11 protein-coding genes are annotated in these 10,329 nt (G+C 62.6%); 2 read left to right on the top strand and 9 right to left on the bottom strand.

What is annotated here, in order from left to right; genetic code table 11:
* Nucleotides 1-204 precede the first annotated feature (204 nt).
* The 7 genes from ACWHYQ_RS05680 to cmr6 form a co-directional block, all read right to left on the bottom strand.
* On the bottom strand, nucleotides 205-1,833 hold the full coding sequence (locus ACWHYQ_RS05680) for an RAMP superfamily CRISPR-associated protein (RefSeq protein ID WP_447974759.1): 1,629 nt from the start codon (nucleotides 1,831-1,833) through the stop codon (nucleotides 205-207).
* The gene (gene csm4, locus ACWHYQ_RS05685; RefSeq protein WP_447974760.1) at nucleotides 1,830-2,813 is read right to left on the bottom strand and encodes a type III-A CRISPR-associated RAMP protein Csm4; all 984 of its coding nucleotides are present in this window, start codon (nucleotides 2,811-2,813) and stop codon (nucleotides 1,830-1,832) included. Before csm4 ends, ACWHYQ_RS05680 begins: the two co-directional genes overlap by 4 nt.
* A gap of 39 nt (nucleotides 2,814-2,852) precedes the next feature.
* Nucleotides 2,853-3,575 carry a type III-A CRISPR-associated RAMP protein Csm3 gene (gene csm3, locus ACWHYQ_RS05690; RefSeq protein ID WP_447974761.1) on the bottom strand — a complete coding sequence of 241 codons (723 nt, stop codon included), beginning with the start codon at nucleotides 3,573-3,575 and terminating at the stop codon, nucleotides 2,853-2,855.
* 14 nt (nucleotides 3,576-3,589) lie between these two features.
* Nucleotides 3,590-3,925 (bottom strand): type III-A CRISPR-associated protein Csm2, encoded by a 336-nt coding sequence (gene csm2 / locus ACWHYQ_RS05695; protein ID WP_447974762.1) that lies wholly within the window; start codon nucleotides 3,923-3,925, stop codon nucleotides 3,590-3,592.
* A gap of 128 nt (nucleotides 3,926-4,053) precedes the next feature.
* Nucleotides 4,054-6,783 carry a type III-A CRISPR-associated protein Cas10/Csm1 gene (cas10, locus tag ACWHYQ_RS05700; protein ID WP_447974763.1) on the bottom strand — a complete coding sequence of 910 codons (2,730 nt, stop codon included), beginning with the start codon at nucleotides 6,781-6,783 and terminating at the stop codon, nucleotides 4,054-4,056.
* Between the two features lie 169 nt (nucleotides 6,784-6,952).
* On the bottom strand, nucleotides 6,953-7,177 hold the full coding sequence (locus ACWHYQ_RS05705; protein WP_447974764.1) for a hypothetical protein: 225 nt from the start codon (nucleotides 7,175-7,177) through the stop codon (nucleotides 6,953-6,955).
* A complete protein-coding gene (gene cmr6 / locus ACWHYQ_RS05710) occupies nucleotides 7,156-8,283 on the bottom strand; it encodes a type III-B CRISPR module RAMP protein Cmr6 (RefSeq protein ID WP_447974765.1) in 1,128 nt (375 codons plus the stop codon). The genes ACWHYQ_RS05705 and cmr6 overlap by 22 nt, the downstream gene beginning before the upstream one ends.
* 56 nt (nucleotides 8,284-8,339) lie before the next feature.
* On the opposite strand from cmr6, the gene ACWHYQ_RS05715 reads away from it, so the two are divergent.
* Both ACWHYQ_RS05715 and ACWHYQ_RS05720 read left to right on the top strand, forming a co-directional pair.
* Nucleotides 8,340-8,558: a CopG family ribbon-helix-helix protein gene (locus ACWHYQ_RS05715; protein WP_447974766.1), complete on the top strand. Its 219-nt coding sequence runs from the start codon at nucleotides 8,340-8,342 to the stop codon at nucleotides 8,556-8,558.
* Nucleotides 8,555-8,977 carry a PIN domain-containing protein gene (locus tag ACWHYQ_RS05720; protein WP_447974767.1) on the top strand — a complete coding sequence of 141 codons (423 nt, stop codon included), beginning with the start codon at nucleotides 8,555-8,557 and terminating at the stop codon, nucleotides 8,975-8,977. Before ACWHYQ_RS05715 ends, ACWHYQ_RS05720 begins: the two co-directional genes overlap by 4 nt.
* Before the next feature lie 14 nt (nucleotides 8,978-8,991).
* On the opposite strand, the gene cmr5 is transcribed toward ACWHYQ_RS05720, so the two are convergent.
* Both cmr5 and cmr4 read right to left on the bottom strand, forming a co-directional pair.
* A complete protein-coding gene (cmr5, locus tag ACWHYQ_RS05725; protein WP_447974768.1) occupies nucleotides 8,992-9,375 on the bottom strand; it encodes a type III-B CRISPR module-associated protein Cmr5 in 384 nt (127 codons plus the stop codon).
* Complete coding sequence (gene cmr4 / locus ACWHYQ_RS05730) at nucleotides 9,375-10,310, bottom strand: type III-B CRISPR module RAMP protein Cmr4 (RefSeq protein WP_447974769.1); 936 nt, start codon at nucleotides 10,308-10,310, stop codon at nucleotides 9,375-9,377. The genes cmr5 and cmr4 overlap by 1 nt, the downstream gene beginning before the upstream one ends.
* Nucleotides 10,311-10,329: the final 19 nt, after the last annotated feature.

Here is a 10,329-nt window from a genome sequence, read left to right on the forward strand (position 1 = left end):
AGTCGCGCATCCGGCCGCTGCGCCGGATAGAACACCGACCTAGCCGGAGACCAGGACATGAACGGCTTGTGCGCTTTCCTCGCCAGATGCCAGCCGCGACTTTTTAATAGGCGCTCTTTACTGTCATGCCCGTCTCCTTTCGTAACGCCATCGTGACCGGAGCGTGGCGGCGAGTCAATGCCGTCGATGAGCCGATGAGACCGGTTATCCGCTCCTGCCGAGCAACTCGTCATAGATCGCCTTGGCTTTCTTGGCGGCCCCACCGAGGTGTCCCTCCCACCAGCCCTTCTCCTGCCACCGGGCCTTGATGTCCGCGACCGCCTGCGCGCGCAGGACCGGATCATCGATGGCACGGACGGCTTCGGCCAACGCTGGCCCGCGCAGCGCATCGTCGGGCTTGATGCCGGGCTTGCTACAGAGCTCGGCGAGCTTCTGATCCACCCAGGGGGAGCGGGGAAGCCGGCTGGCCGGAGAGGGAGCGAGGCGCCGGGCAGACTCCAGATGAAGCGGCACGCCCGCCTTTCGCCGCCATTCGAAGACCTTGCCGTGAAGGCGATTGGCCCACGAGCGGGCGTGCTCCGTCCGCTGTCGGCTCAGACCCTGGAGCCGCGGCCACTCATCGGGCCCCTCACTGCCCAGGGAAGCATATTCGACCAACAGCCAGCCGAACGGGAGGAGACCGGATTGCTGGTCGCGCTCTCGTGCGGCCAACCAGATTGTTGTAGCCTCATCCCGGTACTCCAGCGGCCTCCCTTGACCTTTCATGATTTTGATATGCCGCACCCCTCGCAAGGTCACCGATTCCGCGCCGCAATGTCGACCCACTCGGAGGAGAAACGCCGGACGCTCGCCCTTCTGGAGTTCCTCAACGAGCTCTCGCATGACTCCGCCCCACGGCGCGTCGAGCCACCCGCGCTGCGAGAGCAAGGCAAGTTCGTTCTGCAGGATCGGGACATAGAACCGGTTGCAGGCTTGGGCAATCTGGGTGATGTCGAACCGCAGGTGCGCTGCCGGCACCCGGCCGGGCCTGTTCACATCTCCCAGCACGTGCACAGTGAGCTGGCTGGCAAAGGCCCGGTAGCGAAACGGCGGCAGACTTTCGAGAATCTGCGGAGGGCCGCTGTCGGTTCTGGTGCTCCGCTGCTGGCTGGCCGGCCCTCCGGTGGTGGTCTTCTTCTTATGGACCGCGAAGACGATTTCCGACGCGGGCATGCCCGGGTCGCCCTGCCACGTGGCGTCGGCCAGGTGCACAAGGCGCATGGGGTCCCGTTCGGGGAACAATCGGTTCTGGTAATAGTCAAATAAATCGGCTTTCCCCTGGAACGGATGCAAGCCTTGCCGCTCCGAAGTTGATCTTCCATTATTGACTTGGTCGAGCAACGCCGTGCGGATGGCTCCTTTCACCGATGACCCGGGCATGATCGGCTCACGGGTGATGGGCGTGTAGGCCGTGCGGCTGATCTCCAATTGGTTGATGACACGCTGCCCACGCCCTTCTTGCTGCGCGACCTGCCCCACGCGGTCTCGATAGAGTTCCACCACGCCTGCTTGGGTGGGCACGCGATGGATCGCCCGTGCGGCGAGGGCGAGCCGCCGGTCGTAAAAAAACTTTTGCACCGCCCGCAACATCCTGTCGTCAGGTCGCCGGTCCACCAGTGCACCGAAGGCCTGGCGATCGGTCGGCGAGAGGGCCTCCATAACCGCCTCGGTGTCGAATTCGTGGAGGGCATCCTCCTCGATCACATAATTCGTCGGCTCATAGGTCTGCCCGGTGCCAAGATGAATCGGCGAGAGCGGCGTGAACCACAGCCGGTAAGCGTGAAACGGCGTCATGCGGCACCTCCTGGGTCAGCCAGACGAACGCCGATCACCGGCGCGTAGCCCTGATGCACGGTCTGGGGGACTGCCTTCGAGAGGCTTCCATCCCCGCCCAGTCCTTGACCGATGAACAGGCGAGGCTCGAAGGTCGTGGGGGTCAACACCGCACCAGCGGCAGCCAACAGCACGGGTGTCTTGAATGGCTGGCCGTGAAGCACGGCTACATCGCCATGTCGTCCGAACCGGGTGAACACGGTGTAAAAGCATCGGTCCGCCTGCCACGACTGGCCCTGCGGGGCACAGGGCGCGAGGGTCATCCAGGCGTTGGCTTGCGGCTGAGCCGGCAGTGAGCAGGGCTCGATCGCTTCCACGGCGAACCGCCCCAACCCGATGCTGGCATCGCGGCCAAATCCCAAGGCCCCCACATCGGCCAGCGCCGTCCGGACCTCATCGAGCCCGATCCGCTCCTCGTCCAGCACAACATAGAGGTCCAGGGCTCCGACCACGAGTGTCTCGCGCCCGTTGCGTTGCTCGCGTCGCCCAATCCAGGCTTGGGGCATGGTGTAGGGGGCGAAGGCCTCCGGACCGGTCGTGCCGGTGCGGCGGTCGATGCTGTTGTGCGGCTGCAAGTGCGCCTCGAACCAGCCGCCCGGCAGCTCCGCGGTCGTGACACAGTGGCGCAGCCAGTCCGTGAGTGGATGCCCGATCTGCTCGACCGGCATCCACTGCCGCTTTTTGACCTGTTTGCGGTCCAGTCCTTCAACCGGCGCGAACCAATGGCCAGGCACGGAGGGCTGCGGCACATAGCCGCTCGGAAACGCATCGGATACGACCAGAAACGGTCGGCCCTGCGTGTAGCCCGCAAGCAGCTCAGTGAGCCGCTGCTCGCCGAATCGATTTCTGATCGCCCAGCAGAGTTGGCCGAAGAGGGTATCGCCCAAGGGCGGGGTCCCAAAGGCGGATTGGGGCATCACTCGTGCGCGCAGAGTTTGCATGTGTGGCTCCCGCGTTTCCATCTCAGCCCACGCGCACGCTCAGCCCACGGGCACGAGATCCGCCATCCGAAGCCGCTCGATTACGTCTTGCCCATCGAGGCTGAGGTTCGTGAACCGCACCTTGCCGTAGCCGCGCGACCCCGACCCACCGAGCCCTGTGAGTTCTAAGAGCTTGAGCCCCTCGAACACCATGGGTGTGAGGTCTTCGTGATCATGCACCCGGATCGTGAGCGCAAAGTCGAACGTGGCCCCGGCCGGCACGCGCTCGGTGTTGCGTGGATGCTCCGCCACGCCCCGGATGCGGTCGATCATGTTTTCCATTTTGGTTTCCGTGAGCAGCAAGTTGCGGCGATTCATTTCCTCCACCCACTCGCGGGTGAGGGGGCAATCCCAGAACGCCAAGCGGGTTGGCCCAATCCGTTCGACCAGCTCCTGATGAGCCCCGGCGCCTTCGGGCGCCCCGCCGAAAAGTTTCAAGAGGGTTTCGGCATCGGCGCGCACAGCACCCGGAACACGGGCCAGATGGGCAAAGCCCAAGGGTTTTCCCTCCGTGAGATTGACCACGCCTAATCGCCACTCCAAGAGGCTTCGGATCTTCCCTTTGATCGACGAGCCGGGAATGTATGGCTCTTGGGTCTTAGGATGTTTGATGACCGGGTTGTCCGTCCCGCCAATGTGCATCTCGGTGTTGCCGGACCCGATGTGCAAGCCGGTGACGAGTTCGAGCACGCCGGTCAGTTTGCGAATGGCTGTCAATTGCATCGCCGTGCCTCCTGTCAGTCGTTTGGTCTCCGTTGCTTGTAAAAGCCCATGAAGGCTTCCCAAAACAGTTTGCAGGTCGTGAGCGACTCGGCGTCGGTGACCTCCTTCAGGGTGTGCTGCATCAAGGTGACGAAGCGATCGTCGACCAGTTTCCGGCCTTTGGCGTATGCCACCTTGGCATTGATCATCCGAATGAAAGGCACATAGTCCGCAAACTTGTCCGGTTGGCGCGCGACCCGCGATTCCCAGAGCATGAGCTCGTCATAAAAGCGACGAAGCTGGGTCGGCTTGTTGACACTCTTGTCCTCCGCCACGTCGTACGCGGCTTCCTTGGCAATCCCACTGAACAACTCCGGATCCAGGGGCTTTCCAAACCGAATGCGTGTCAGATCAATCGGAGGCCTTGATCGGGATGGCTCAGGCCTGTCCCGACGGCCTTGCTGTGCTTGCGGTGCAGGTTGCGGCATACGTCCCTCCGTTAGTCGCGTTGTTGATACAAGTGGAGAAACAGGGCGATCTTGTATGCCCCCCCGTGTTTTCCGATCCCGTTGCCGACGATTTCATTCGCCAAGGCTTCCTGCCACTCGCGGCGCCGGCGCTCGATGTCCGTACGGTCCTGCCCTCGCCGAATCTTGGTCTCGACCAAGCGCCGCGTGCGATAGGCAAAGTGCGAATGCCAGAGCGCCATCTCGGGCCGGTCGTGAACCTTGCCGGCCATGTCCGTAAAGCGGAGGAGATCGTAGAGGTACCCGCTCGTGAGCCCATACTGCTGAACCAGTTGGGTCAATTCGACTTCCCGCTTGAGCAGGTCTTCGAACTCGTCCCAAAAGACGGCCTGGTCGAAGCAGGTCACGGCGTTCTTGCGCCGGACTGTTCCATTGACTGTCTTCTCGACTCCTTTGGCCCGGTCCAACGCCTCTTCCGCCAGCCGGCTCAGTTCCCTGATGGGAAGGCCCGGCTTGGTCATGGAGAGCCCGGCTGAAAAGTGCAGGTCGGGGTTGCGGGCCGCATAGTCACGAAACGCCTTGCGCATGCGCTGGGCCAGCTTGATCGTGGAATGCCAAGGGCCGATCATGAAAAAGTCGTCGCCGCCGGCAAAGACCGTGTAGGTATTGGGAAACTCCTGTTGGCAGCACCACGGCAGCCAGATCGCAAAGAACGCGTTCATCTGGCGGGACAAGGCCGCCATCTTGGCGAAGGTGGGCTCCTCTACCCCCTTCTGGAAAATGAGGCCTAAGTTATCGACGTCGCCTTTCAAGGTTATCAAGGCTTCCACGCCGACCCAGCGCGTGTGGCCGTGCTCGTCGGTGATCCGCAAGCGATCATCCAAGGCCAAGTGGTTGAGGGTCTTGGGCTCTTCCGCACGCTCCGGTTTTTCGAGCCCCTGGTACCGATCGTGGTCATATTGCGTGAGATCGCCAAAGCGCGGGACATAGGCATTGATGTGGCGGCGCGCGTAGCCGTTCCACAGCGGTTGATTGCCCGACCCTGGCAACGAGAAATCCCACGCGCGCACGAGGTTGCCCGATGCTGCGTCTTGGCCGAACCGTCCAGTGACATCTTCGCTCGCGGTAAAGTTGACCCAATAGCCGAATATCGGCACCTGCAGCGTGCGGTGGTCGAGGCTTTCACGCGTGATCAGAATGCGATCGAAACCGGCGAGCCATTGGCCGGTTTCGATTTGATCTTTGGCCAGTTTGCTTACCCACACATCCCGGTCTCCCGCGAGCCGCTCCTTCGCCGGTGAGCGGCCATCAATGGCGCAGACGCCTTTGGTGTTCTCGAATTGATGGAGGAAGCCTGTGAAGGCGGCAGGAACCGCGTTTGGACGGCAGAGGTCGAATCGCTGTAACTTCACTGCTTCCAACTGCTCGAACAACCGTTTTATGAGCTCGCGGAACGAACTCTCGCCTTGCTCGCCCCGGCGAAAATCCACTGCGGCCCCCGGAAGCCATGCCAACCCGATACCCGACTGTCCGAACGTGCGTTCAAGGAACCATTGGTTGAGCTCGCGTTGGACGGCTCGAAGCCGGTCGGAGACCGATTCGGAGTTCGGCGCGACGATGAGAAACTTGCCCGCGGCATTGACCACTTGACTGGTCGAGGGGAGCTCTAGCGCTTCCAAGACCTTCAGGGCTGCACACTCCGTGAGCAGCGACACATAGAACGATCGGCCACGGAGGAGTTTGGCGGCCTGGCGTTGGGTTTCCCCGCCGGTGGCAAAGATGAACTCCTGAATGCCCCAGAAGTCGCCCTGAATCAGCAGAAATTTGGGCTCGTTCCACACCGCCTCGGCTTCTGGTGTCCCCTTCCGGTCCTTGTCCCACATCAGCCGCAACTGCTCACGGGCATGGTCGGCGGTATCGTCGCGGTCCCGGTGCCAGCGCCACAAGGCCACCGCCAAGGCTGCCACCGCCTTGGAATGGTCATACAGGGAAACATCGGGTTTCACGCCGAAGGCCGTCGCGGACGGGATCGCATGGGCGAACGTGAGCCAGCAGCTTTCGAAATGGTCGAGCCAGAGTGGGAGTGACCGGCGGTGCGAGGGCGGGATCCGTTGGAGACCCTTCAGAAAGGCGTTCCAGAGCTCTTGGTATTCCCGTTGCGCTGCCTCTGTGTCATCCTGCTCGCAGTGCGCGGCTTCGACCGGAAAGATCGCCTGTGGCGAAAGCGGCTGAAGCGGATAGCGCCAATGGAGCGGCCCGCTCGGCCTGTCGTCGAGCCGAATTTGCTCCAGCAAGGTGAGCTGTCTGGCTGTGTAGTGGTTCTTGTGTGTCGCCGTCTGCTCGCCGGCCTCGTTGTAGGCTGTGAATTGTTCTCGTTCGAAGCCAGAAGCGAGACGATCGGCCGTGGCGATGACCCATTGCAGGAAGGTCTCCGGGCGGTGGTGCTTGGCCGCGGCGTTGATCGGCGAATCGTCGGCGTTCTTGTCTTTCCACGGCGCGAAGGGCGTCATGTCCTCGCCCACGAGGTCCGGGACATGCCGCTCCAGCAGATCTATCGCGATCGCGGTGTAGGCAGCATGGAGATGCGTGTGCCGCTCGTGAAACTTGGGACAGTAGAGCGGCACATTCCGATCAAGCAGGGAAAGGCCGTCGCGGTCTCGCTGGTCCGCCTCGGGGATCCGAGCCCGTTCGGCAAATTTCCCCAGATCGTGTAACAGCGCAGCGAGCGCCACGCGGCAGCTCTGGTCCAGCACCGTGGTCATGGTCCGTGTCCGTTTATCCCCAGCCCCTCCCGTCCTGGCCGATTGCGGGTAACCATCTACGGCGTTTGTCCGTTGATGTCAACTCAAGAAATGTTGCCATGACGGTCCTCCCGGTGATGGGACGTCATGGCCGGCCTTCCACGTTCGCCGCTTGGCTTCGCCGGGCGTGTTACCCCAGCCGGAGCAGCACCCGCCGGTTGCCCTCGACCAGAACGACAACGGAGACTCCGGCGAGTTGCCCTTTCTTGTCCAACCGCGTCCGCTGTTCTTCGCTCAGCGTCTTCAGGAATGCCTGGGCTGCGGGGCCTCGCGCCTCCGCTTTTCCCTGCGCGCCCTGGGCGGTGACCACTCCCCCGCCGCCCTTCTGATACGTCAGCGTGACCTGTGACCACACGGTTTCGGAAGGCCGCGCTGTGGGGGCAGATCCTGTCCCAGACTGGTTCGAAAGCGCGCGAGCAGCCGAGGGCCCGCTTGTCGTTCCCTGCTAGAAGTCGGAGTGTGGTGGGTCTGCATCGTCATTGCTCCGTACCCCACAGCCGTCTTCGCACCGAAGCCGAGCCACTGGAAGGCGTGCCGGAAGGCTGTTTCGAGGAGTGCCTTCCAGTGGGTCTCACCCTCGGCGAGCAGATTGGGAGCGGCCGGCGCCTTTTCGGCGGTCAATCGCGCCAGGTGGGCCTCATTGCAGACGACGTGGAACGTGAAGCGGGAACCCGGCGGGACCGTAAGGAAGGCAATCGGATTGGGCTGGCCGGAGTCGTGGGGGGTGGTGCTGCCGGCCTGGACCTTTTGTTGATAATAGTGGCTCTGATGCGGCGTCATGATCTCGACCATGAGGCTCTCGCCAGCGATCTGCGGGATCACGTCCCAGAAGGAGAGTGCCCCGCGGACGTGGTCTGTGTCGCCGGATGCGGTCTCGCGGCCGAACAAGACATCCAGCATGGACAGGTTCAGCCACCTCGGGTCATTCTTCGTCCCCACGTTGATCCGATAGTGCTTCTCGTTGCTCCAGCCGTGTGTCTTCCCCCATTTCCCGCTCGCCAATTCTCGCGCCGCCTGCCGCAGCACGCCCTTGACGCCGCTCCCGGGCAGATAGGGCAGCCCGTAGGGATTGAGAAAGGCAAAGCCGTTCTCCAGCGGGTGTTCGTTGCCGAGGCCGGTGGTGAAGGGGGCGATGGCTTGGGCCTCCAAGCGCAGAAGTTGCGTCGGGAGCAGAGTGACGGCAACGCAGGATTGACGCAACGCAAGTGATGCTTTGGCTGCCTTGTCCATGTCCATCAATCGCGAGGACTGCTTCAGGGCATCGGTCTTATTCTCATAACGGACTTCTCGTTCTCGTCTATCTTGCCCGCGCACTTCGTAGCCAATATCGTGTGTGGTCCAAAGCAGGGCGTTGCTGCGACGATTGATGCCCCACAGCTTGAGGTACATGCCGAACCGCAAGGCCGGCGAAGCGTCTTGGAACTCGTTCCCCAGATAGGCAGGTACCGCGGCGATCGGCATAGCGTGCTCCCTCAATGATGTGCTACAGTAACCCACCGTGATGACAGAGGTGCATCATGGCAACAACCCTGACCATCCGACTCGACGACGAACTCAATGCCGAATTGAACCGGCTGGCGCGCCGGACCAAGCGCAGCAAGAGTGATCTGGCGCGGGAGATGGTGCGGCGCGAGATCGCACTTGCCGCCTTCCAACGCGTGCGCAAGCGGCTCGTTCCGCGGGCTAAGCGAGCCGGATACGTAACCGACGAGGATGTCTTCCAGGACATCTCTTGACCTGCCTGCTGGACAGCAATGTTTGGATCGCTGCGTTCACCACAGAGGGGTTGTGCGCCGACTTGGTTCGCCTGGCCCTGCGGCTCCACGGCCGGGGCGCCTTCGAACTCTTGCTCTGCCCGATGATCCGTAAGGAGATCGTTCGCATCCTGCGCAACAAGTTCGGCGCCACCGCCGACGACCTGACGGCCGTCCGGACGGCGCTGAGCTGGACCACGGTCGTTCCCGACGGCAACTGGACGCCGCCGCCCGGGTTTTCCGACCCCGAAGATGCGACGATCGTCGGCGCCGGGCTTGCTGTCGACGCCGAGCTGCTGGTGACAGGAGACAAAGCCCTGCTGGCCTTACGCAAGATCGAAGCTATGGAAGTCGTGACCCCTCGGGAAGCTTTCACACGCCTCCGCAGCCTGTCCAGCTAACACATGGCCATCGGTCATGGCTGTCTCGCTGCGGCCATCTGCTTGAGCCACTTGAGCCAGGCGAAAGCCTCGGCGGTGATGGCTTGATATTCTTGCGGTGACGCCTTCATCAGCGCCTGCATGAAGGCTTCGAAGTCGCTCGGCGTACCGCATTGCCGATGGAGCCAATCGCGCAGGTGCTGGACGAGCGTTTCGTGCCTTCCACCTTTGTCGTGCAGGAAGGCCATGACTTGCATCAGTCCCGAGTTCATGATGAGCGCCGGCAACCCCTTGGCGTCATTGACGTAATCCTTGTTGTGCTGCTGGATGCCCTGGTGGGCTTTCTCCCACGCATGCTGCGCGCGCAATTGTTCCAACGTCGGACGGGTCGCCTGTGTCGTTTCGGTTGCCGTCGCCATCAGTTGCCCTCCACGAGCTTGGCCACCACGAGCCCTCGGCCGGTGGTGGCGTCACCGCCGATCTGCAAGAGCTTTCCGTTGATCGCATTGCTGACTTTCGCCAGCACCTCACCCGCCGGCATCTCGCCGTTTGCGCCATTGCCCGTTCGAGTCGCACTGGCAAGGACCGGCGCGATCAAGATGGATTCCGGCGGCAGATTTTCGGTGTAGAACAACCCGCCGTCGGCTGCGGTGCCGGTCGCATACTCGATGCGCACATGCGGCTCGACGAGGGTCGCGTGTTGGACGAAATAAGCGAAGTCGGTGTCGGAGAGCACCACGAGGTCGGTCTCGAACTTCTTGCGGAAGAAGTCGTAGCCGTTGCCGTCGGGGATGGCTCGTTGCGCCAGGTCCGCTGCGATCTGTTGCAAAGGTTGGTTCTGCTTGTCCCTCGCGGTGTACTCGAAGGCCTCCAGGTGCAACACATCCGTCTGCTGGCCGTTGATCTGGCGCTGGGAGAGCAGTTCAGGATTGGCCACGAGACAGTCGCCGTCGTTAACGGGTGGGAGATCCGGCCATGAGACTGAGAGGCCCACAGCCTCCATGAGGCGTCGGGCCCGGGCTAGGGCCTGCGGGCAGGTGGCGTAGACATAGCCACATTTCAGGCTTCGTACGGGAAACGCGACCAACTGCGCATCGCCAAAGCTCACAGCGCCGGCATGCAAGTTGTCGCGGCCAGACTCCGGACCAAAGAGGACCTCGATGAGACGGCCGTCGCCCCCGATGGTCTCGAACCCGTGCCGCACGGCTCCCTTGATGCCGCTCCCCGCAAAGCACGGATGCCCGGTGTGGCGCTCGCGCTGAATGGGATTGTCGATCATGCCGATGGCTTGGCCAGCGCCCATGTGGACGGGGCTGACGGCGTAGAGGAAGAGAACAGCACGTTTTTCAAACATAATTCGCGCTCCTTGACTT

The sequence above is a fragment of the Nitrospira sp. Kam-Ns4a genome (assembly GCF_965152595.1).

What these genes read in the sequence shown, in the direction of transcription:
- ACWHYQ_RS05680 (WP_447974759.1), bottom strand. Translation starts at nt 1,833, where the DNA reads ATGACGCCGTTTCACGCTTACCGGCTGTGGTTCACGCCGCTCTCGCCG.
- csm4 (WP_447974760.1), bottom strand. Translation starts at nt 2,813, where the DNA reads ATGCAAACTCTGCGCGCACGAGTGATGCCCCAATCCGCCTTTGGGACC.
- csm3 (WP_447974761.1), bottom strand. Translation starts at nt 3,575, where the DNA reads ATGCAATTGACAGCCATTCGCAAACTGACCGGCGTGCTCGAACTCGTC.
- cas10 (WP_447974763.1), bottom strand. Translation starts at nt 6,783, where the DNA reads ATGACCACGGTGCTGGACCAGAGCTGCCGCGTGGCGCTCGCTGCGCTG.
- cmr6 (WP_447974765.1), bottom strand. Translation starts at nt 8,283, where the DNA reads ATGCCGATCGCCGCGGTACCTGCCTATCTGGGGAACGAGTTCCAAGAC.
- ACWHYQ_RS05715 (WP_447974766.1), top strand. Translation starts at nt 8,340, where the DNA reads ATGGCAACAACCCTGACCATCCGACTCGACGACGAACTCAATGCCGAA.
- cmr5 (WP_447974768.1), bottom strand. Translation starts at nt 9,375, where the DNA reads ATGGCGACGGCAACCGAAACGACACAGGCGACCCGTCCGACGTTGGAA.
- cmr4 (WP_447974769.1), bottom strand. Translation starts at nt 10,310, where the DNA reads ATGTTTGAAAAACGTGCTGTTCTCTTCCTCTACGCCGTCAGCCCCGTC.